General features: G+C 68.0%; 19 protein-coding genes. 8 read left to right on the plus strand and 11 right to left on the minus strand.

The window, feature by feature from the left end:
* A partial coding sequence (locus tag QRO91_RS16860) for a S8 family peptidase (RefSeq protein ID WP_285310480.1) occupies nucleotides 1-1,775 on the minus strand: 1,775 nt, incomplete at its 3' end.
* 183 nt (nucleotides 1,776-1,958) lie between these two features.
* Here QRO91_RS16860 and QRO91_RS16865 point away from each other — a divergent pair.
* The 3 genes from QRO91_RS16865 to QRO91_RS16875 all read left to right on the plus strand — a co-directional run bounded on the left by QRO91_RS16865 (nucleotide 1,959) and on the right by QRO91_RS16875 (nucleotide 4,168).
* Complete coding sequence (locus tag QRO91_RS16865) at nucleotides 1,959-3,134, plus strand: thiolase family protein (protein ID WP_049430515.1); 1,176 nt, start codon at nucleotides 1,959-1,961, stop codon at nucleotides 3,132-3,134.
* A gap of 124 nt (nucleotides 3,135-3,258) precedes the next feature.
* Nucleotides 3,259-3,600, plus strand: coding sequence for a hypothetical protein (locus QRO91_RS16870; RefSeq protein WP_005410581.1), 342 nt, complete (start codon nucleotides 3,259-3,261; stop codon nucleotides 3,598-3,600).
* Nucleotides 3,601-3,757: 157 nt separating this feature from the next.
* Nucleotides 3,758-4,168, plus strand: a complete 411-nt coding sequence (locus QRO91_RS16875) for a hypothetical protein (protein WP_006461120.1) — start codon at nucleotides 3,758-3,760, stop codon at nucleotides 4,166-4,168.
* A 311-nt stretch (nucleotides 4,169-4,479) separates the two neighbouring features.
* Here QRO91_RS16875 and QRO91_RS16880 read toward each other — a convergent pair whose 3' ends face one another.
* Nucleotides 4,480-6,117 carry an acyl-CoA dehydrogenase family protein gene (locus tag QRO91_RS16880; protein ID WP_049430517.1) on the minus strand — a complete coding sequence of 546 codons (1,638 nt, stop codon included), beginning with the start codon at nucleotides 6,115-6,117 and terminating at the stop codon, nucleotides 4,480-4,482.
* Between the two features lie 113 nt (nucleotides 6,118-6,230).
* Between QRO91_RS16880 and QRO91_RS16885 the strand changes: the two genes are divergently transcribed.
* From QRO91_RS16885 to pdeM, 4 genes are read left to right on the plus strand one after another with little or no spacing between them, the layout of a single operon-like run.
* Nucleotides 6,231-7,229, plus strand: coding sequence for a ligase-associated DNA damage response exonuclease (locus tag QRO91_RS16885; protein ID WP_049430519.1), 999 nt, complete (start codon nucleotides 6,231-6,233; stop codon nucleotides 7,227-7,229).
* On the plus strand, nucleotides 7,226-8,833 hold the full coding sequence (locus QRO91_RS16890; protein WP_049430521.1) for an ATP-dependent DNA ligase: 1,608 nt from the start codon (nucleotides 7,226-7,228) through the stop codon (nucleotides 8,831-8,833). Before QRO91_RS16885 ends, QRO91_RS16890 begins: the two co-directional genes overlap by 4 nt.
* A complete protein-coding gene (locus QRO91_RS16895) occupies nucleotides 8,830-11,289 on the plus strand; it encodes a ligase-associated DNA damage response DEXH box helicase (protein ID WP_197620486.1) in 2,460 nt (819 codons plus the stop codon). The genes QRO91_RS16890 and QRO91_RS16895 overlap by 4 nt, the downstream gene beginning before the upstream one ends.
* On the plus strand, nucleotides 11,279-11,920 hold the full coding sequence (gene pdeM, locus QRO91_RS16900; protein WP_049430526.1) for a ligase-associated DNA damage response endonuclease PdeM: 642 nt from the start codon (nucleotides 11,279-11,281) through the stop codon (nucleotides 11,918-11,920). The genes QRO91_RS16895 and pdeM overlap by 11 nt, the downstream gene beginning before the upstream one ends.
* 1 nt (nucleotide 11,921) lies before the next feature.
* Here the strand turns inward: pdeM and QRO91_RS16905 are convergent, their stop codons facing one another.
* The 9 genes from QRO91_RS16905 to rlmD all read right to left on the minus strand — a co-directional run bounded on the left by QRO91_RS16905 (nucleotide 11,922) and on the right by rlmD (nucleotide 19,247).
* Entirely contained in the window at nucleotides 11,922-12,191 is a 270-nt protein-coding gene (locus tag QRO91_RS16905) for a hypothetical protein (protein ID WP_049430539.1), read from the minus strand.
* 180 nt (nucleotides 12,192-12,371) lie between these two features.
* A complete protein-coding gene (locus QRO91_RS16910) occupies nucleotides 12,372-13,637 on the minus strand; it encodes an NAD(P)/FAD-dependent oxidoreductase (protein WP_049430527.1) in 1,266 nt (421 codons plus the stop codon).
* A gap of 103 nt (nucleotides 13,638-13,740) precedes the next feature.
* Complete coding sequence (locus QRO91_RS16915; protein WP_005410590.1) at nucleotides 13,741-13,947, minus strand: cold-shock protein; 207 nt, start codon at nucleotides 13,945-13,947, stop codon at nucleotides 13,741-13,743.
* An 88-nt stretch (nucleotides 13,948-14,035) separates the two neighbouring features.
* The gene (locus tag QRO91_RS16920) at nucleotides 14,036-14,782 is read right to left on the minus strand and encodes an S-methyl-5'-thioinosine phosphorylase (protein ID WP_049430529.1); all 747 of its coding nucleotides are present in this window, start codon (nucleotides 14,780-14,782) and stop codon (nucleotides 14,036-14,038) included.
* 81 nt (nucleotides 14,783-14,863) lie between these two features.
* Nucleotides 14,864-15,418 carry a hypoxanthine-guanine phosphoribosyltransferase gene (locus QRO91_RS16925; RefSeq protein WP_005410592.1) on the minus strand — a complete coding sequence of 185 codons (555 nt, stop codon included), beginning with the start codon at nucleotides 15,416-15,418 and terminating at the stop codon, nucleotides 14,864-14,866.
* Nucleotides 15,418-16,425 (minus strand): beta-N-acetylhexosaminidase, encoded by a 1,008-nt coding sequence (nagZ, locus tag QRO91_RS16930; RefSeq protein ID WP_049430531.1) that lies wholly within the window; start codon nucleotides 16,423-16,425, stop codon nucleotides 15,418-15,420. Before nagZ ends, QRO91_RS16925 begins: the two co-directional genes overlap by 1 nt.
* A gap of 160 nt (nucleotides 16,426-16,585) precedes the next feature.
* Entirely contained in the window at nucleotides 16,586-17,281 is a 696-nt protein-coding gene (locus QRO91_RS16935; RefSeq protein WP_049430534.1) for a DsbA family oxidoreductase, read from the minus strand.
* A 112-nt stretch (nucleotides 17,282-17,393) separates the two neighbouring features.
* The gene (locus tag QRO91_RS16940; RefSeq protein ID WP_197651033.1) at nucleotides 17,394-17,879 is read right to left on the minus strand and encodes a CYTH domain-containing protein; all 486 of its coding nucleotides are present in this window, start codon (nucleotides 17,877-17,879) and stop codon (nucleotides 17,394-17,396) included.
* A 33-nt stretch (nucleotides 17,880-17,912) separates the two neighbouring features.
* Nucleotides 17,913-19,247, minus strand: a complete 1,335-nt coding sequence (gene rlmD / locus QRO91_RS16945) for a 23S rRNA (uracil(1939)-C(5))-methyltransferase RlmD (RefSeq protein WP_049430536.1) — start codon at nucleotides 19,245-19,247, stop codon at nucleotides 17,913-17,915.
* A gap of 127 nt (nucleotides 19,248-19,374) precedes the next feature.
* Here rlmD and QRO91_RS16950 point away from each other — a divergent pair, with 127 nt between their 5' ends.
* Nucleotides 19,375-20,103 carry a response regulator gene (locus QRO91_RS16950; protein ID WP_049430541.1) on the plus strand — a complete coding sequence of 243 codons (729 nt, stop codon included), beginning with the start codon at nucleotides 19,375-19,377 and terminating at the stop codon, nucleotides 20,101-20,103.
* Nucleotides 20,104-20,150 lie beyond the last annotated feature (47 nt).

Genomic DNA, 20,150 nt, shown 5'->3' on the forward strand with positions numbered 1-20,150 from the left:
CTGGCCGCGGCGGTGACGCTGACCTGGATCACGTTCAACCACGCGTTGTTGCTGTCGTAGCCATACGTGGGTGACACCAGGGTCAGCCCCTGCAGGCCGGTGGAAGTGGCTTGGGTATTGAAGGTGCCGTTCAGGCCCCCCGCGGCGTGGATGAGATCCTGGCGCGTTCCGTTCTGCGGCACATAACCGGAGACGAAGCCATGCACACGCACACCACCATTGATCGTGGCGTTGCCGGTGACCTGCAACGCGTTGGCACCGAGCGCGATCATCAGCTGCGCGCCGGGCTGCTGGGTGTAGTTGCCCTCGATGGTGCCGGTGGTGTTGCCGGTGGTGAGGAACACGCTGCCGCCGTTGACCACGTTGCCAATCACCCGCGGCGTGCCACCGTTGAACTGCAGACCGGTGGAATCCGGGTCGGGCTGGGCGAGGATCGTCACGTTGGAACGGATCACGCCACCGTTCTGCAGCGTCAGGATGCCGCGCTCGACACGGGTGGCACCGGTGTAACCGTTGTTGCCGGTCAGCACCAGCTTGCCGTCCCCCTGCTTGACCAGGCCACCGCTGCCGGTGATGTCGTTGCTCCACGTCGAACCGGTCGAACCCGCATCCACACTGGTGGCCACATCACCCCAGTCGAAGCGGCCGGGACCATTGATCGCGCGACCGATATCGAGCAGGCCATAGCCGAACACCGGATCCACACCGGGCGCGCCGATGTCCTTGGCGGTACCCAGCAGGGTCTGCCGCACCAGATCGTTGTTGAAGTAGGGGAAGCGCTGCCAGACCAGCGCCGCCGCACCGGAGACCAGCGGCGCGGCGAACGACGTACCGTAGTTCCAGTAGTAGCTGCCACCGTTGGCATCCGGGTAGACCGCGCTGCCCGGCGCCGCCAGGCAGTAGCGGGCCGCCTGGCCGCAGGCATTCGAATAGCTGGCCAGCGCGCCCGGCGTATACGGATCCACCGCCGTGGCCACCAGCCAGCCGCGCTCCAGGTCGGCTGCCGGAAGCGTGCCTGCCACACCCTTCTGGCTGGGCAGCGCGGCCAGGCTGCTCGGCTCGCTGCGGCCGTCATTGCCGGCGGCGAACACCACCAGGCCGCCGTGGTTGATCACGAACGGCCGGTACTCGGCGGCCACCTGCGCGGTGGTGGGCAGGTCGGTCCAGTACAGGCCACCCCACGAGTTGTTCATCACCTTCACGTTGTAGCTGATCAGGTCCTGGTGGACCTGGGCCACACCCAGCGGCCCACTGAAGGCATTGCCCTGGCCACTGCCGTCATCGGTCGGCGGCTTGTCGGAAATGATCCGTGCCGAGACGATCTGAGCCCCTGGCGCGATACCGCCCGGCCAGCTTCCCACTGCTGCACCAGCAGCGAGGCTGGCCACGGCGGTGCCATGCCCGACCACGTCATCAACCCCCAGGTTGTTCCTGGCCGGATCGATGTAATTGAAGTTGGCCAGCACGCGACCATTCAAGGCCACCGCATTGCGCTGCACGCCCGAATCGACGATGCCGATGCGCACGCCCCGCCCGGTCAGGCCGGCGGCCTGTGCGGCACGCGCGTTGGTGACTGAAAGATGCGCATCAAAGGCCGGCTCCTGCGGCTTGGCCGGCGGTGGTGTCGTCGGGGGAGGCGTGGTCGGAGGTGTCGGCGTGGTCGGGGGCGGGTCGACACGCACGTTGCTGCCGCCTCCGCCGCCTCCACCACAGGCCGTCAGCGCCATCGCCAGCGCGGTTGCAAGCACAGACCTCACCATCATCTTGCGTTCCATCGATTCCTTCCCGTGAACGTTGGCCTGCCTTCATCCCGGCAGGCGTTCGGCGCCGCACACCGGCAGCCCTCCCCGACCCTCTATACTTGGGCCGACCCCCACGCAGTCTGCCGGGAAACCGGGGCGCATCCAACGGCCTCCGGTCTCCTTTCCGAACATTGCTTACGCATCAACGAGATTGCCATGTCCAACATCGTCATCGCCGCCGCCAAGCGCACCGCCATCGGCTCCTTCCTCGGCCAGTTCAACGGCGTGCCGACCCCGACCCTCGGCGCGGCCGCCATCGCCGCCGCCCTGGAACAATCGGGTGTCCCGGCCAGCGACGTTTCTGAAGTCCTGATGGGCTGCGTGCTGCCGGCCAACCTCGGCCAGGCGCCCGCCCGCCAGGCGGCGATCGCCGCCGGCATTCCGCTGTCGGCCGGTGCCACCACGCTGAACAAGGTGTGCGGCTCGGGCATGAAGACCATCATGCTCGGCCATGATCTGATCAAGGCCGGCTCGGCCAGCATCGTGGTCGCCGGCGGCATGGAATCGATGTCCAACGCCCCGCACATGCTGCCGAACTCCCGTACCGGCAACCGTTTCGGCAACTTCCAGGCGGTCGACCACATGGCCCACGATGGCCTGGTCAACGCCTACGACGGCAAGGCAATGGGCGAATTCGCCGAGTGCGCGGTGGACAAGTACCAGTTCAGCCGCGAAGAGCAGGACGCCTATGCGATCGAGTCGGTCAAGCGTGCGCAGGATGCCCAGGCCAATGGTGCGTTTGCCGATGAAATCGTCGCGGTGAAGGTCGCCACCCGCAAGGGTGAGGTCGAGGTCGCTACCGACGAGCAGCCAGGGCGCTCCGACATCGCCAAGATCCCGACCCTGCGTCCGGCCTTCAAGAAGGATGGCAGCGTGACCGCCGCCAGTTCCTCCAGCATCTCCGACGGCGCCGCCGCGGTGGTGCTGCTGACCGAAGAGGACGCTGCCGCGCGAGGCATCACGCCGCTGGCCCGCATCGTCGGCCACGCCACTCACTCGCAGGAACCGGAGTGGTTCACCACCGCCCCGATCGGCGCGCTGCACAAGCTGCTGGACAAGACCGGCTGGACGCTGGACCAGGTCGATCTGTTCGAAATCAACGAAGCCTTCGCTGTGGTGGCGATGGCCCCGATGCGCGAACTGGGCATCCCGCACGACAAGCTCAACGTGAATGGCGGCGCCTGCGCACTGGGTCATCCCATCGGTGCCTCCGGCGCACGTCTTGTGGTGACCTTGGTCAACGCTCTGCGCACGCGTGGTGGCAAGCGCGGCATTGCCACCCTCTGCATCGGCGGCGGCGAAGCAACGGCAATCGCCATCGAATTGATTTAAAAAGATTTAACGATGATTTCGCAAAAATGAATGCGGGATCGCTTGACACCCAATATTGGCTTGTCATCATGTTGTCGGCGCGCAGCATGCGCGTTGCCTAATTCTAACGACGAGGATTTACACAATGAGCATCAACAAGCTGCTGGTCGCGATGTCCCTGGCTCTGGCCCTGGCCGCCTGCTCGAAGCAGGAAGCTGCCCAGGACGCCGCTGCTTCGGCCAACGAAGCCGCCACCGAAGCCCAGGCTGCTGCCGACCAGGCCGCCGCTGCTGGCGCCCAGACCGCCGACGCTGCCCAGCAGGCCGCTGACACCGCCGCCACCGCTGCTGACGCTGCCACCGACGCCGCTGCCCAGACCGCCGGTGCTGCCACCGACGCTGCTGCCGGCGCTGCCGCTGACGCTGCCAAGGCTGCTGAAGGCACCGCTGAGAAGGCCAAGGACGCTGCTGAAGAAGCCAAGAAGTAATAACTTCTTTCTTCACGCTGTTCTGGAAAAGCCGCTGGTTCGCCAGCGGCTTTTTCTTTGCGTGGACGCCGGCGATCAAGCCCCTGCATCGCGACCCGGTCTTCACAACGGCATGAATAGGCTGGCGTCCCCATCCATTGCAGTGCCGGAGACCGCCATGAAGATTCGTCCGATCACCACCACCCTGCTGGCCGCCTCCCTGCTGCTGGCCCTGGCCGCCTGCAAGGGCCCGGAAGCTGAACAGGCCAAGCAGGACGCGCAGCAGGCCGCTGACAGCGCCGGCGCTGCCGCCCGCGACGCCGTCGACAAGGCTGCTGCCGCCACCCGCGAAGCCGCCGACAAGACTGCCGCCGCTTCCGAGCAGGCCGCCGCCGATACCCAGCAGGCGCTGGACAAGGCCGCAGACGCCACTGCCAACGCCGCCGACAAAGCCAAGGACGCCGCTACCGACGCCGCTGCGCATGCCAGCGACGCCACCGCCAACGCCGCGCAGAAGGTCGCCGACAAGGCCCGTGATGTCGCCAATGACGCCAAGGCCAACGCCGCCAAGGAAGAAGCCAAGCACTGAGGCCTCCGCGTTCGCCGGGTATGACCCGGCGCTACCAGCCAGCCGAGCATGCATCGGCTCGGCGCCACAGGAAAAGCCGCGGCACTGCCGCGGCTTTTCGCTTTTCGCTCTCCGCTTTTTCTGTTGATTCCGTGGTGCACGGCACGGAAACCGTCCAAGGCCACGCGGGTGGGTTGCGCAGGGGTGTCCGCGGCATGGATGCCGCGGCCAAGCCCCCAAGGACGTATTCACGGCGGCCCCTGCGCGACCCACTCGCGCGGCCACCGCCGATATCAGCGCCCACCACGAGGGGCTCCGCCGTTGGCCGCTCCCTACGGCAGCGCGCGCGCCAGCATCACCGACAGATCCAATCCCGCCGGCAGCGTCCCGAATGCCAGCCCGTGCTCCCCGTCCAACCGGCTGCGCACGAACGCCTCCGCCATTGGACTGCGCGCACGCAGCAGCAGCGCCGCCTGCAGCAGCAGCGCAGTGCGCTCGCAGAACAGCCGCGCCTGCGATTCCTCAGGCGCTGGCGCCGCTGCCCAACGCTGAAATGCAGCTGCATAACGCGCATCGAGATCAGCCACCGCGGCCAGCTCGCTGCGCAATGCCGCCATTGCTTCCGGCTCGCGTGACATCGCGCGCAGGACGTCCAGGCACTGGATGTTACCGCTGCCTTCCCAGATCGAATTCAACGGCGCCTGGCGGTACAGCCTCGGCAGCATCGACTCCTCAACGTAACCCGCACCGCCCAGGCATTCCTGCGCTTCGTTGACGAAGGACGGCGCGCGCTTGCACAACCAGTACTTGCCCAGTGCAGTCCCCAGCCGCGCCAACGCGGCTTCGCTGGCATCCTCGCCGGCGCGATCCACCGCCCGCGCGATGCGCATCGCCAACACGGTTGCCGCTTCCGACTCCAGCGCCAGATCGGCCAGCACGTTGGCCATCAGCGCATGCTCCACCAGCAACTTGCCGAAGGTACGCCGATGGCGTGCATGATGCAGCGCCTGCACCAGCGCCATGCGCATTTCCGCGGCCGCACCCAGCATGCAGTCCAGGCGGGTCATCATCACCATGCCGATGATGGTCGTCACGCCACGCCCTTCTTCGCCCACACGCCATGCCTGCGCGCCACAGAACTCGACCTCGCTGGACGCATTGGCCCAGTCGCCCAGCTTGTCCTTCAGCCGCATCAGCCGGAATGCGTTGCGGTCGCCGTCGGCCAACCGGCGCGGCATCAACAGGCAGGTCAGCCCGCCCGGCGCCTGCGCCAGCACCAGGAAGCCATCGCACATCGGCGCGGAGAAGAACCACTTGTGGCCGACCAGGCGATAGCGTTCGCCATCGATCGGCTCGGCGCGCGTGCTGTTCGCACGTACATCCGAACCGCCCTGCTTCTCGGTCATGCCCATGCCCAGCGTGATGCCGGCCTTGTCCGCCACGGGAACATCACGCGGGTCGTAGACCGGCGTGGCGGCCTTGCGCGCCCATTCGGCCAGGTGCGGCTGCGACTGCAGCACCGCCACTGCCGCATGAGTCATGGTCAAGGGGCAACTGGTGCCGGCTTCGGCCTGGTGGTGCAGATAGCTCAGTACCGCACGCGCCACGTGCGCGCCGGGCTGCGGCTCGTGCCAGGACAATCCCGCCACGCCATGCTGCTTCGCGGCGGCCATCAGCTGGTGGTACGCAGGGTGGAACTCCACCGTGTCGATGCGATGGCCCTGCGCATCGTGCGTGCGCAGCCGCGGGCGATCACGGTTGGCGTCGAAGCCAAGCCGGTACAACTCGTCGCCGGCCAGGGCCCCGTACACGGCCAGGCGTGGCGCAAAGGCTCCGGCCCCCTCGCGCTGCACCGCCTCCATCAACGCCACGTCGTCGGTCCACAGCTGGCGGCCCGCGAACGGTGGCGGCTGGTTCAGCACCACGTGGGTTTCAAACGGCGCGCTGCTGCTGAAGCTGGGTCCACTCATCCGGTCCATCCTGGCGGCAAGAGGTATGCGGTCCGATTGTGCCGCATGCCCCGCCAAGCCCGTGTTCAGGCCGGTTCTCACCCCGTGCACGAGGCGCACGCCACAGTGGCCGCATGGCAGGCAATGATGATCTGGTGGTGCTGCGCCCGGAAGGGCTGTACTGCGCAGCTGGCGATTTCCATATCGATCCGTGGCGCCCGGTTCCGCGCGCGGTCATCACCCATGGCCACGGCGACCACGCGCGCCCGGGCATGGGCGAGTACCACTGCAGCGAAGGCAGCCTGCCCATCCTGCGCTGGCGGCTGGGCGATGTGCCGGTGCAGGTGCATGCCGAAGGCGTGCCCTTCCGGCTGGGACGGGTGCAGGTATCGCTGCATCCTGCCGGTCATGTGCTCGGCTCGTCGCAGGTGCGCATCGACGATGGCGGACAGGTCTGGGTGGCATCCGGCGACTACAAGCGCCAACCGGACCCGACCTGCACGCCCTTCGAAGTGGTGCCCTGCGACACGTTCATCACCGAAGCGACGTTCGCCCTGCCGATCTACCGCTGGCCGGACACGCCTGCGGTGGCTGCGGAAATCGTGGCGTGGCGCCGCGAATGCGAGCAACGTGGCGAAGCGGCGATCCTGCTGTGCTATGCACTCGGCAAGGCGCAGCGGGTGCTGGCCGAGCTGTTGCCACTGGACGATCGCCCGGCCTGGCTGCATGGCGCCATCGCCAATGGCGTGGCGGTGTACCGGCAGGCCAGCATTCCGATGCTGGAAACGCTCACCGTTGCCGAGCAGGGGCGCCAACCCGATGCCGCAGGCCAGCTGATCCTCGCCCCTCCTTCGGCGGCCGGCACGCCCTGGATGCGCCGCTTCGGCCGCCATCAGCTCGGCTTCGCCTCGGGCTGGATGCAGCTGCGCGGCAATCGGCGGCGACGCAACGTCGACCGTGGCTTCGTCATTTCCGATCACGCTGATTGGCCCGCGCTGCTGCAGACCATCGAACAGACCGGCGCGCGGCGGGTCATCGCCACCCATGGCAATACCGATGCGTTGATTCCGTTCCTGCGCGAGCGCGGCGTGGCGGCTGAAGCCTTCCGCACCGATTTCGGGAGCGAGGAATGAAGAGCTTCGCCGCGCTCTACCAGCGCCTGGACCGCAGCACCGCCACGCTGGACAAGCGTGCGGCGCTGGTCGACTACTTCCGCCAGGCGCGCGCGCATGACGCGGCGTGGGCGCTGTACCTGCTCAGCGGCGGCAAGGTGGGCGGCGCACGCCGGAAGATCGCCGCCAGCGGCGAACTGCGCGCGTGGGTGAGCGAGGAATCGGGCCTGCCGCCATGGTTGGTGGAGGACAGCTATGCGCAGGTGGGCGACCTGGCCGAAACGTTGACCCTGCTGCTGGATGACCCGGCGCAGGTTGCCCCCGACCGCCCGCTGGCCGACTGGATCGAACAGCACCTGCTGGCCGTCGCCAACCGGCCGGAGGAGGAACGCCGGGCCGCCGTGCTCGCGGGGTGGCGACAATTGCCGGCCAGCGAACGACTGGTGTTCAACAAGCTGCTGACAGGCGCCCTGCGGGTGGGTGTTTCGCAACGTCTGGTACAGCAGGCGCTGGCCGAATGGTCTGGTCTGGACATCGCACGCATTGCCCAGCGCATGCTCGGCGAGTGGGTGCCCTCGCCGGGTGTGCTGTCCGAGCTGCTGTCGCCGGACGAGCTGCCATCGGACCGGCAGCAGCCCTACCCGTTCTTCCTCGCCTCGCCGCTCGAAGGCGACCCTGCCGAGCGCCTCGGGCCCATCGACGACTGGCTGCTGGAGTGGAAATGGGACGGCATCCGCCTGCAGCTGCTGCGCCGTCGTGGCGAGGTGGCGCTGTGGTCCCGCGGCGAGGAACGACTGGATGGCCGCTTCCCCGAGATCGAGCACGCAGCGCTGGCGCTGCCGGAGGGCTGCGTGCTGGACGGTGAGCTGCTGGCATGGGACGAAGCCGGCAACCTGCCGCGCGCGTTCACCGCGCTGCAGACCCGCATCCAGCGCCGCAAGCCGGGCGCGGCGACGTTGCGCAATACGCCGGTGCGCGTACTGGCGTACGACCTGCTGGGACGCGAGGGCGAGGATCTGCGCGGGCTGCCGCTGCAGCAACGGCGCGCCCACCTCGCCGAGGTCATCGGTGCGCTGGATGATGCGCGGATCCAGATTTCCCCCGACGTCGCAGCGGACGACTGGCTGCAGGCCGCCGCGATGCGCGATGTCGCACGCGAACGCGGCGTGGAGGGGTTGATGCTGAAAAGGCGCACGTCCCCCTACCAGTCCGGACGCCGCCGCGGTGACTGGTGGAAATGGAAGGTCGATCCGCTCACCCTCGATGCGGTGCTGCTGTACGCACAGGCCGGCCATGGGCGGCGCAGCACGCTGTACACCGACTACACCTTCGGGGTCTGGGACGGCGACACGCTGGTGCCGGTCGCCAAGGCCTACTCGGGCCTGGATGACAAGGAGATCCTCGCGCTCGACCGCTGGATCCGCGCCAATACCCGCGAGCGCTTCGGCCCGGTGCGCAGCGTGCGTGCCGAGCAGGTGTTCGAGCTGGGCTTCGAGGCGGTCAACCGCAGCTCACGGCACAAGTCAGGCATCGCCGTGCGCTTTCCACGCATCCTGCGCTGGCGCCACGACAAGCCGGCCAGCGAGGCCGACCAGCTCGCCGCCCTGCAGGCCCTGGCGCGATGACCCGCAACCAGGCGCTGCGCAGGCTGGAGGACTGGTTCGCCGCTCGCGGCTGGCGTTCGCTGCCGTTCCAGCGCGCGATGTGGCGTCACTATCTCGCTGGCGAATCCGGCTTGCTGCATACGCCTACGGGCAGCGGCAAGACACTGGCGATGTTCGGTGGGCCGCTGCTGCAGGCGATGATCGATCCGCTGCCGTCCCCTCGCCGCGCCAGTGCAGTGCGGCCACTGCAGGTGCTCTGGGTGACGCCGCTGCGCGCACTGGCCAGCGACACCGCGCGCGCACTGCAGGCGGTGGTCGACGGACTGGGACTGGGCTGGCGGGTCGGCCTGCGCAGCGGCGATGCCAGCAGCCGCGAGCGACGACAGGCACGCGAGGGGCGCGTCGACGTGCTGGTGACCACGCCGGAATCGCTGGCGCTGCTGCTGAGCTATCCCGATACGCTGCCCCGCATGCGCCAGTTGCGCTGCGTAGTGGTGGACGAATGGCACGAACTGTTGGGCAACAAGCGTGGGGTGCTGCTGCAGTTGAACCTGGCGGTGCTGCGCGATACCGCAACTTCGTTGCAGCTATGGGGGCTGTCGGCCACCCTGGGCAATCTGCCCCAGGCCCGCGACGTGCTGCTGCCTGACCAGCCGGACGCACCGATCGTGCAGGGCGTTCGCCCGCGCGCGATCACCGTGCGCAGCCTGCTGCCGGAACCCGGCGAACGTTTCCCGTGGGCCGGGCACCTGGGGCTGGCACAGCTGTCGCGCGTGCTGGATGCGCTGATGCAGGCGCGCAGCAGCCTGCTGTTCACCAATACCCGTGCCCAGGCCGAGTTGTGGCACCAGGCATTGGCGGCGGTCTGGCCAGAAGACGCCGATACGCTGGCACTGCATCACGGCTCGCTGGACCCGGCACTGCGCCAACAGGTGGAGGATGGCCTGCGCGCAGGCAGGCTGCGTTGCGTCGTCGCCACGTCCAGCCTCGACCTGGGCGTCGACTTCCCGGAGGTCGACCAGGTGCTGCAGCTGGGTAGCCCGAAGGGCGTTGCACGGCTGCGCCAGCGTGCCGGGCGTGCACGCCACCGCCCCGGCGCCCGCGGCGCCATCCTGTGCATCCCCAGCCATGCGCTGGAGCTGGCCGAGTACGCCGCGGTGCGCCGCGCACTGGCCGAAGGCGTGGTCGAAGCACGCAGGCCGCCGACGCTGTCGCTGGATGTACTGGCCCAACATGCGGTCAGCCGCGCACTGGCCGGCGGCTTCGACGGTGACGCGCTGCTGGCCCAGGTGCGGCGTACGCATGCCTTCGCGTCGCTCAGCGATGCCTCATGGCAGGCCGTGCTGACGTTCATCGTGCAAGGCGGCCAGGCCCTGGCCCAGTACCCCGATTTCCACAAAGTCGTGCGTGACGCCGATGGCTGCTACCGCATGCACGACCGTCGGCAGGCGCTGCGGCACCGGTTGTCGATCGGGACCATCAGCAGCGATGGCAGCGTGCGCGTGCAGTTCCTGCGTGGGGGCGGCCTGGGCGCGGTGGAGGAGCAGTTCGCCAGCCGCCTGCGTCGCGGCGACCGCTTCCAGTTCGCAGGACGCCTGCTTGAACTGGTGCAGCTGCGCGACATGACTGCGTTCGTGCGGCTGGCGCGCGGACGCGGTGACGGTGCGGTGCCGCGCTGGCAAGGGGGCCAGCTGCCGCTGTCGAAGGCGCTCGGCCGCGAACTGGAAGCGGTACTGTCCGGTTGCGATGACAGCGCGGAATCGCGCTGGCTGGCGCCACTGCTGGCATTGCAGGCACGCCTGTCAGCACGGCCCGGTGCGGATCATCTGCTGCTGGAAGACGTGAGGCGCCGCGACGGTCAGTACCTGTTCGTCTATCCCTTTGCCGGCCGCCACGTGCACGAAGCGTTGGCGGCACTGTTGGCGCTGCGCTGCACCCGCCAGCAACGCAACAGCATCGGCTATGCGGTGAACGATCACGGCCTGGTGCTGGCGCCGGCGCAGACCATCGATCTGGATACGGCGCAATGGCGCGCGTTGTTCAGCAACGACCGGTTGCTGGATGACCTGCGCACGGCGGTGAACCTGGGCGAACTGGCGCGACGCCAGTTCCGCGGCATTGCGCGCGTGGCGGGCCTGCTGGTACCCAGCCTTCCCGGTGGCATGCCACGGTCACTGCGCCAGCTGCAGGCGTCCGCCGGCCTGCTGTACGACGTGCTGCGCGAACACGATCCGGATCACCTGCTGCTGGCGCTGGCGGAACGTGAAGTGCTGTACGACAGCCTCGACCTGCCGGGGCTGCAGCAGGTACTGGAGCGCATCGGCACGCAACGGTTGTCGGTGCAGCGCCCTTCATCACTCACGCCACTGGGCTTTCCGCTGTGGGCCGAACGCCTGCGCGGCCAGTTCAGCAACGAAGACTGGCGTACACGCGTACAACGCGCGGCGCAGCAGCTGGAGCGCCGCCATGGCCGATGAACTGCCGCTGCGGCTTGCCGGAGAGTCCGTGGTTCTGCTTGGCGCGCGTGCGCTGTACTGGCCCGCGCGGCAGGCACTGCTGATCGCAGACCTGCACCTGGGCAAGGCCGATGTGTTCCGCCGTGCCGGCATCGCGCTGCCCAGCGGCGGCACCGGCGAAGACCTGCAACGCCTGCAGCGGCTTCTGGACCTGCATGCCTGCCGCGAATTGTGGATCCTGGGCGACATCCTGCATGGACCGGCGCATCGCGCCGCGTGGTACCAGCAGTGGCTGGGATGGCGCGAACGCAACGCATCGCTGGACGTGCACGTCATTCGCGGCAACCACGACCGGCAGCTACCGCATGCACATCTGCAGGTTCAGATCCACGATGACGTACAGCTGCCACCGTTCCTGCTTCGCCATGAGCCGGCGCCCGATGCAGCGTTGCACGTGATCGCAGGACATCTGCACCCGCAGATCGCTCTGGCGCCCCTGCGAAGGCGCTTCCCCGCATTCTGGTTGCGTGACCGGACGACGATCCTGCCGGCATTCTCCGCATTCACTGCCGGAATCGTGCCTGTGCCCGCTCGCGGCGAACAGATGATCGCCTGCGTGGAAAGCAGCCTGGTGGAACTGCCGGTCGCCTGACTCAGGCTGGGCGGATGCCCAGCTGCGGCATCAACTGGAAATCAGGCGTGTCATCCTCGCGCCGCCGCGGCAAGGCCTGAACCGTCGCCAGCATCTCCTGCGCGCAGGTGCGGATGCGCGCGTGGTGTTCCGGTGACGCATGGCTGATCAGGCTGCCGACATGGAACTCGAACACGTCTTCCAGTACGTCGGGCTGGTCCTCGTGCAGCATCTGCAGCAGACCGCGCAGCTTGCAGATTTCCGATTCCAGCTCCTGGACCGCGAACAACATGGCATCCTCCTCTTCAACATCAGGCGGCACGTCCGGGCCGCAACAGGCCACAACGGCAGCGCCGCCCGGGCCACGCGCGATGTTGATCACGGAAAGGAAAACGGGCGACGCGCAGTCGCGTGCAACCTACTTCTCGCATATCTGCGGTGAGGCAACCGTTAATTCACGTGACGGCACGCCTCACGCACTTGCGGTGCTCGTGCGGATGCGAGGCGTCGCCACCATGGCCATTGCCTCGATGAAGTCAGGATCCAGCGCGAGCGAACCGAACCAGCCCTGCTGTGTGCCACTGAGCACGCGCAGCATGTGGCCACGGCCTCCGGGCAGGCGCCCCATCGGGCCCAGCAGCACATCGCGCGCCTTCGCCCAGGCATCGCGGTCTGACTGGAACAGCGGCGTCAGCCAACGGCTCCAACGCTGGTACACCGCAACGTGCGCCCTGCGTTGCGCCTGGTACACCTGCAACGCTTCGGCACCACCGCCATGCGTGCGAACGGCATCGCGCAATGCCAACGCATCGAGCAGCGCCATGTTCACGCCCTGCCCCAGCTGCGGGCTCATCGCGTGCGCGGCATCACCTGCCAGCACCATGCGGCCCTGGTGCCAGCGCGTCATCACTGCATCGCGATAGACCGCACGTGCCAGCTGGCCGGCATCGCGCAGGTGGGCAAAGCGCGCACTGGCCTGCGGCCACAGTGCATGCAGCTCATCCAGCCAAGGCGTCATGCCATCGGCCTGCCAGCGCTCGAAGTCGGCACGTGGCAAGCTCCAGAAGAAGCTCAGGCGCGGCGTGTCATCGCCCGGGCGCGTACCGACCGGCAGCAGGCCGATCATCTTGCGCGCGGCCACGTAGCGCTGCCGCAGCTCCTGCACATGTGGCCAGTCTTCGGCCGGCAACAGGCACCACAGCGCCCCCCAGGGGTACACGCGATCCAGTCCGGCACCACCGGCGATCGTGCCGCGCAGCGTAGAAGCGGCGCCATCGGCGGCCACCACCAGATCGAACGGGCCGTGCGCGCGCCCTTCACTGTCGCGCAGGCGCCCGTGCACAGCATCCACCTCGGTGATGGCGGTACCGGCATGCAGCAGGCCAAGCCCACCACGGGCATCATCCAGCAGCGAGAACAGCGCCCCACGCTGCATGCCGAATCCGTGCAGGCGCGCATCCAGGCCGCCGTAGCGCATGTCCATCACCGCGCGCTCGCACGGCGTGTCGCCATACAGGCGGTGCACCGGCGCGGCATGCGCGCGTACCGCATCCAGCAGCCCCATCTGCCACAGCACCTGCAGGCCGCTGGGCTGCAGCAGGAAGCCGGCGCCCACCGGCCCCGGCGCGGGCACGCGTTCGAAGATCTCCACCTCGTGGCCATCACGGGTGAGCAGGATGGACACTGCCTGTCCAGCGGTGCCGTAGCCGATCACGGCGATACGCAGTCGTTCCGTCATGGCTGCATTGTGCCCGAGGCGGGTGGAATCGCGAACGGGCCGCGGGCATGCCACGCAAAAAAAACCCCGCCGGAGCGGGGTTTTCAACGCACTGTCGAGTGGATCACTCGGCCGGCGTGATGTTCGAAGCCTGGGCACCCTTCGGGCCCTGGGTCACGTCATAGGTGACACGCTGGCCTTCCTGCAGGCTGCGGAAGCCCTTGGAGTTGATGGCGGAGAAGTGCGCGAACACGTCGGCGCTGCCATCCTCCGGCGAGATGAAGCCAAATCCCTTGGCGTCGTTGAACCACTTGACGGTACCGTTCGGCATGGTGATGCGAGACCTTATGCAATGAATGGGTGGTGTACGCTGAACCCGCGCACAAGCTGAGTATGCAAAGCTTGCTCGGGGAAGACAATCACCCCCGCGCCAATTCGCCCACCAGTTCCGGAAGTCCGTTGCTGGCCGCCTGCACGTTGGCCAGCACTTCGGCCATCGTAATCTCCTCGCCATCACCGCAACCGGCGGCCCAGTTGGCGATGATCGCCAGGCAGGCGTAATCCAGGCCCAGCTCCCGTGCCAGCGCGGCTTCGGGCATGCCGGTCATGCCCACCAGGTCGCAGCCGTCACGACGCATGCGGGCGATTTCAGCGATGGTTTCCAGGCGCGGGCCCTGGGTTGCGCCGTAGCAGCCACCGTCGTGGACCGTGACACCGGTCACTTTGGCTGCGGCCAGGATCTTGCTGCGCAGCATCGGCGTGTAGGGGTGGCCGAAATCGACGTGGACCACGTCGGTGCCTTCTTCTTCACAGATGGTGCTGATGCGGCCCCAGGTGTAGTCGATGATCTGGTCCGGGCAGGCCAGCACGCGCGGACCAAAGTGCTCGGTGATGCCGCCGACCGTGTTCAACGCCAGCACGCGCTGCGCGCCCAGCTGCTGCAGCGCGGCCAGGTTGGCGCGGTAGTTGATCTTGTGCGGCGGCAGCGAGTGACCTTCACCATGCCGCGCCAGGAACGCGACGCGATGGCCCAGCAGCGTGCCCACGCGTACCGGGCCGGACGGGCGGCCGAAGCGCGTATCAACCTCGTGGGTCTGCACGTCGTCGAGCTTGGCCAGGTTGTAGACACCGGTACCGCCGATCACGGCCAGGGCGATCTGTTGCATTCGAAGCACTCCATGAAAAGACGAACGCCGGCACCCGAGGATGCCGGCGGTGGAAAGGACGCGCCGCGGGCGGCTGCGCCGTTATTCCTTCATTGCGTAGATGGCCGGTACGCAGCGCAGGGTTTCGTTGACGTCCATGCCGAAGCCGAACACGTAGCGGTCCGGCAGTTCGATGCCGGCATAGTCGGCGGTCACGTCCGGCAGCGCGCGGTCGTGCTTCTTCACCGTCATCGCGGCGATGCGCACGTCGGTTGCGCCCTGCTCCAGGCACCAGGTGCGCACGCCCTGCAGGGTGTAGCCCTCGTCCAGGATGTCGTCGACCAGCAGCACGCGGCGACCGAACAGCGAGGTGGCCGGCTTGTGCTTCCAGACCAGATCGCCGCCGGTGGTTTCGCCACGGTAGCGGGTGGCGTGCAGGTAATCGAACTGCACGTCCTGCCCGCGTGCGCCCAGTTCCAGCGCCAGCTGGCCGGCGAACGGCAGCGCACCGTGCATGATCGACAGGAACAGCGGCACCTCGCCCTTGTAATCGCGCGCGATGGCGTCGGCGATGCCGGCGATGGCCTTGTCGATGGTGGGACGGTCGACCAGCAGGTCAGCCTGGGCCAGGGCCTGGGAAATGGTGAGGTTGGGCATCAGACGGTTCTTCCAAGGGTTTCAAGCAGACGGGTTTGGGTGTCGCCATGGCGGGCATCGGCCAGCAGGCCATCCCAGCCAAGCGCGCCGCGGCCGACCAGGCCCAGCAGCGCAGCGGTATTGAGGGAGCGCCCCTGCACCGCGTGCAGGGCTTCATCAACCAGCTCCGGGTGGCAGACCAGCACCACGTCGCAACCGGCGTCCAGATGGGCGTGCACGCGCGCCGGTACGCCGCCGGCACTGTGCGAGGCGGCCATGCCGATGTCGTCGGAGAACACCACGCCACGGAAGCCGAGCTCGCCGCGCAGGATGTCCTGGATCCAGCGCGGCGAGTAACCGGCCGGTTCCGGCGCCACCTGCGGGTAGATCACGTGTGCCATCATCACCGCGTCGGCACCGGCGGCGATGCCGGCCTGGAACGGCACCAGGTCCTGCGCGCGCAGCTCGTCCAGTGCGCGCGGGTCGATCGCGGTATCGACGTGGGTGTCTTCCAGCACGGTGCCGTGGCCGGGGAAATGCTTGAGCGTGGCGGCCATGCCGACCGAATGCATGCCATGCACGTAGGCGGCGGTGAACGCGGCCACCACCTGCGGGTCTTCACTGAAGGCGCGGTTGCCGATGGCACGGTTGCCACGGCCAAGGTCGACCACCGGCGCGAAGCTCAGGTCCACGCCGCTGGCGCGCACTTCGCTGGCCATCAGCCAGGCGTGCCGTTCGGCCGATGCCAAGGCCTGCTGCGGGTCGGTGGCATACAGCGCACCAATGTCCTGCAGTGGCGGCAGATCGCTGTAGCCCTCACGGAAGCGCTGTACGCGGCCACCTTCCTGGTCCACGCAGATCAGCTGCGGGCGCGGCGCGGCGGCGCGGATGGCCGCGCTCAGATCGGTCACCTGCTGGCGCGAGGCGAAGTTGCGCTTGAACAGCACGACCCCGGCCACGGCATCGTGCTGCAGCCAGTCACGTTCCTGGGCGGTCAGTTCGGTGCCGGCAACGCCGATCAGCAGCATGGTCTATCTCCACAACGCGCGCCCGCATGGCGCAGTGCCGCATTGTCGCAGAACCGGCCGACAGGCGCAGTGGTCAGAAAAAGGGGAGTGTGGGGTCAGAGCCCCTGCGGGGATCCCACCCAGGGGCCGGAACCCCGCAGGGGCCCTGACCCCGATCTGCTCAGACCTTGCAGCCGTCCGGGCCGCAGGCCTCGTCGTCGCCAGCCGGGGTGGCCGGGGCGCCTTGTTCGGCGGCAATCTGGCGCAGGGCGTTGGCGAAGGCCTCGGGGGGCTGCGCCCCGGAAATGGCCCACTTTCCATCGATGACGAAGGTCGGCACCGAGGAGATGCCCAGCGCATGCGCCTCCGCCAGCTTGGCTTCGACCTCGGCCAGGCCGCGGTCGGAGGCCAGCATCTGCGCGATTTCGCCGCCGTCCAGGCCGCCCGCCACACCGGCCTTGATCAGCACCGCGCTGTCCGCCAGGTTCTGGCCAAGCTCGAAGTGGGCGCGGAACAGCGCCTCGCCCACTGCGTCCTGCACGTCGTGCTGCCCGGCCAGCCACAGCACCCGGTGCGCCGGCAGCGTGGTCACCCGCACCTGGCCCTGGCTGAAGTCCATCGGCAGGCCTTCGGCGCGCGCGGTGGTCTGGGTCTGGCTGAGGATCTGCTCGGTACGTTCAGCGCCGCCGAACTTGCGCACGTAGGCCTCGCGCAGCGGTACCGGTGTGGCGTCCGCGTCCGGATCCAGCTGGAACGGCTGCCAATGGACGTCGAGCTCAGGCGCGTCGGCGCCCAGCAACTGTACGCCCTGCTGGAAACGATGCTTGCCGATCCAGCACCAGGGGCAGACCACATCGGAGTAGATGTCGATTCTCATACCACCGACATGGGGCCCGCTCCCGCCGAATAAAGGGGACGGAGGGGATTAAGTCGCTTTCCGCACAGGCGGGGTAAAGACGACTTAACCCCCTCCGTCCCCTTTTCAGGGTTCACCACTGTGAATAGGGGTGGCTGGCGAGCGCGACATTGTAGTAGCGGGCTTCGTCGGTCACTTCCGCGCCCACCCAGTCCGGCAGGTCGATGACCTGGTCAGCGCTGTCCAGCTCGACCTCGGCCACCACCAGGCCGGCGTTGTCGCTCAGGAACTCATCCACTTCCCAGGTCAGGCCGGCGTGTTCGACCAGATACCGGCGCTTGTCGATCAGGCCGCCGACACACAGCGCGAGCAATGCACGCGCATCGTCCACCGGGATCGGGTAGTCGAACTCCTGGCGGGTGTGGCCGATGGTGCGCGACTTCAGGTTCAGCGCGGCGTGATCGCCTTCGATGCGCACCCGCACCGATGCGTTCTGGGTGCCGCGATCGAGCGCGCCCATGTCGTTGATGTAGCCCTGCGCCATCGGGATCACCCGGTGCGCGGCGGTGCGCCAGCCGTCACTGCTGACCAGGAATTTGCGTTCGATTTCGATGCCCATCGCGCCATTATGCGCGATGGGCATGACAGCCGGTCAGCGCTTCTCGAACACCGCGATGCTTTCCACATGTGCGGTGTGCGGGAACATGTCCATGGCGCCGGCACTGACCAGGGTGAAGCCCTGCTCGTTGACCAGATAGCCGGCATCGCGCGCCAGCGAGCCCGGATGGCAGCTGACATAGACGATGCGCTTGAACTGCTTCAGCGGCAGCTGCTGCAGCACTTCGATCGCGCCCGAGCGCGGCGGGTCCAGCAGCAGCTTGTCGAAGCCCTGGCGCATCCACGCGGTGCTGCGCTGGTCCTGGGTCAGGTCGGCACTGAAGAACTGCGCGTTGGCCAGGCCATTGCGCTCGGCGTTCTCACGTGCACGCGCGACCAGGCCGGCATCGCCTTCCACGCCGACCACTTCGCGCACGCGGCGGGCCAGCGGCAGGGTGAAGTTGCCCAGGCCGCAGAACAGGTCCAGCACGCGCTCGTCCTCACCTGGTTCCAGCAGGTCCAGGGCGTGGGCGATCATCTTCTCGTTGAGCTTGGCGTTGACCTGGATGAAGTCCAGCGGGCGGAACGCCAGTTCCACATCCCACGGCGCCAGCCGGAACGACAGCGGCACGCCCTGCCCGTCCAGCGGCTGCACGGTGTCCACGCCGCCGGACTGCAGGTAGATCACGAAACCATGCTGCTGGCCAAAGGCAGCCCAGGCGGCGCGGTCGGCCTCGCTGAGCGGCTGCAGGTGGCGCACGGTCAGCACCACGGCCTGATCGCCGGCGATGAACTCGATCTGCGGGATGTCACGCTTGCCATCGAGCGACTCGATGAAGGTGGACAGCGCCTCGACCTTGGTGCCGATCTCGGGGATCACGGTCAGGCACTGGCTGAGGTCGGCGACGAAGCGCGGATCCTGTTCACGGAAGCCGACCAGGGTCTTGTCCTTCTTTTCGACCCGGCGCACCGAGAACCGGCCTTTGCGACGGTAGCCCCAGCTGTCACCCACCAGCGGCGGCAGCACGGCGCCCGGCTTCACATGACCGATGCGTTCCAGGTTGTCCATCAGCACGCGCTGCTTGGCGACGATCTGCTGGTCTTCGTCCAGATGCTGCAGCACGCAGCCGGCGCAGGTACCGAAGTGCGGGCACTTCGGGGTCACGCGCTGCGGCGAGGCCTGCAGCACCTCCACGGTGCGTGCCTCGTCGAAATGGCGGCTGCGGGCGGTCTGTTCGGCCATCACCACCTCCCCCGGCAGGGCGCCGCTGACGAAGGTGACCTTGCCACCCTCGCCTTCACGGCGGGCGACGCCGCGACCATCATGGCTGAGGTCGAGGATCTCGGTCTGGAACGGGGTACGGTCGATGCGGGAGCGGGATCGGGCCACGTGGCAACAGGCTGCGGGCAAAAATGGGGGCACATTGTCGCAGATCCTGACTGGCAGGGTCCGGACCCGCTTGCGCCCGCCGCCGCCGTGCTTGATGATTGCAGCAGCTGACATGGAGGCAGCCCTGATGCAGATGACCCCGCGGGCCAGCCGGCCCCGCTTCCTGCTTGTCGAGGACGACATCATCAGCCGCGGTTTTTTCAAAGCGGCGTTGGAAACGTTACCGGCGGACGTGGACACCGCAGATTCATTGGCCAGTGCGCTGGCCAGCGCCGAGCCCGGCGCGCATGACCTGTGGCTGATCGACGTCAACCTGCCTGACGGCAACGGCGCGCAACTGCTGCGTGAACTGCGCCGTTCGCACCCCGATACTCCAGCTTTGGCGCATACCGCCGACGGCGATACCTCCATCCATGCACGCCTGCGTGAAGCCGGCTTCAGCGACACGCTGGTCAAGCCGTTGGGCCGCGACCAGCTGCTGAAGGCGGTGCGGCGCGCGCTGGTGAACAGCCCGGCGGGGATCTTCGTTGCTCAGGCCCCGGCAGCGGTCGAGCTGCAGGTGCAGGACTGGGACGAGACTGCGGCACTGGCTGCGCTCAATGGCGAGCGCAAGCACCTGATCGCACTGCGTGAGCTGTTCCTGGCCGAGTTGCCGGGCGTGCGCGACGCGGTCGAGCAGGCCGTGGACCAGCACGACGAGCGCCAGCTGCGCAGCCAGCTGCACCGGTTGCAGGCCAGTTGTGGCTTCGTCGGCGCGGCACGGCTGGGCCGCGCGGTGCGGCAGCTGCATCATGCGCCGGAGTCCGGGCAGGCCCAGGACGGGTTCCGCGCCGCGGTGGCAGCGCTCCTGCATTGAGGGTTGGTCGGCAGGGCTGCGCCCTGCACCTGCAGAGGCTTCAAGCC

It is taken from the genome of Stenotrophomonas maltophilia group sp. Smal32, assembly GCF_030237085.1.
Taxonomy (GTDB): Bacteria; Pseudomonadota; Gammaproteobacteria; order Xanthomonadales; family Xanthomonadaceae; genus Stenotrophomonas; species Stenotrophomonas maltophilia_Q.

Excerpts from the sequence above, each read along its gene's own strand:
- QRO91_RS16895 (WP_197620486.1), top strand. The coding sequence starts at position 8,830 with ATGACCCGCAACCAGGCGCTGCGCAGGCTGGAGGACTGGTTCGCCGCT.
- QRO91_RS16885 (WP_049430519.1), top strand. The coding sequence starts at position 6,231 with ATGGCAGGCAATGATGATCTGGTGGTGCTGCGCCCGGAAGGGCTGTAC.
- pdeM (WP_049430526.1), top strand. The coding sequence starts at position 11,279 with ATGGCCGATGAACTGCCGCTGCGGCTTGCCGGAGAGTCCGTGGTTCTG.
- QRO91_RS16925 (WP_005410592.1), bottom strand. The coding sequence starts at position 15,418 with ATGCCCAACCTCACCATTTCCCAGGCCCTGGCCCAGGCTGACCTGCTG.
- QRO91_RS16870 (WP_005410581.1), top strand. The coding sequence starts at position 3,259 with ATGAGCATCAACAAGCTGCTGGTCGCGATGTCCCTGGCTCTGGCCCTG.
- QRO91_RS16935 (WP_049430534.1), bottom strand. The coding sequence starts at position 17,281 with ATGAGAATCGACATCTACTCCGATGTGGTCTGCCCCTGGTGCTGGATC.
- QRO91_RS16905 (WP_049430539.1), bottom strand. The coding sequence starts at position 12,191 with ATGTTGTTCGCGGTCCAGGAGCTGGAATCGGAAATCTGCAAGCTGCGC.
- QRO91_RS16940 (WP_197651033.1), bottom strand. The coding sequence starts at position 17,879 with ATGGGCATCGAAATCGAACGCAAATTCCTGGTCAGCAGTGACGGCTGG.
- QRO91_RS16890 (WP_049430521.1), top strand. The coding sequence starts at position 7,226 with ATGAAGAGCTTCGCCGCGCTCTACCAGCGCCTGGACCGCAGCACCGCC.
- QRO91_RS16915 (WP_005410590.1), bottom strand. The coding sequence starts at position 13,947 with ATGCCGAACGGTACCGTCAAGTGGTTCAACGACGCCAAGGGATTTGGC.
- QRO91_RS16950 (WP_049430541.1), top strand. The coding sequence starts at position 19,375 with ATGCAGATGACCCCGCGGGCCAGCCGGCCCCGCTTCCTGCTTGTCGAG.
- QRO91_RS16880 (WP_049430517.1), bottom strand. The coding sequence starts at position 6,117 with ATGAGTGGACCCAGCTTCAGCAGCAGCGCGCCGTTTGAAACCCACGTG.
- QRO91_RS16910 (WP_049430527.1), bottom strand. The coding sequence starts at position 13,637 with ATGACGGAACGACTGCGTATCGCCGTGATCGGCTACGGCACCGCTGGA.
- QRO91_RS16920 (WP_049430529.1), bottom strand. The coding sequence starts at position 14,782 with ATGCAACAGATCGCCCTGGCCGTGATCGGCGGTACCGGTGTCTACAAC.
- QRO91_RS16865 (WP_049430515.1), top strand. The coding sequence starts at position 1,959 with ATGTCCAACATCGTCATCGCCGCCGCCAAGCGCACCGCCATCGGCTCC.
- nagZ (WP_049430531.1), bottom strand. The coding sequence starts at position 16,425 with ATGCTGCTGATCGGCGTTGCCGGCACCGAACTGACCGCCCAGGAACGT.
- QRO91_RS16875 (WP_006461120.1), top strand. The coding sequence starts at position 3,758 with ATGAAGATTCGTCCGATCACCACCACCCTGCTGGCCGCCTCCCTGCTG.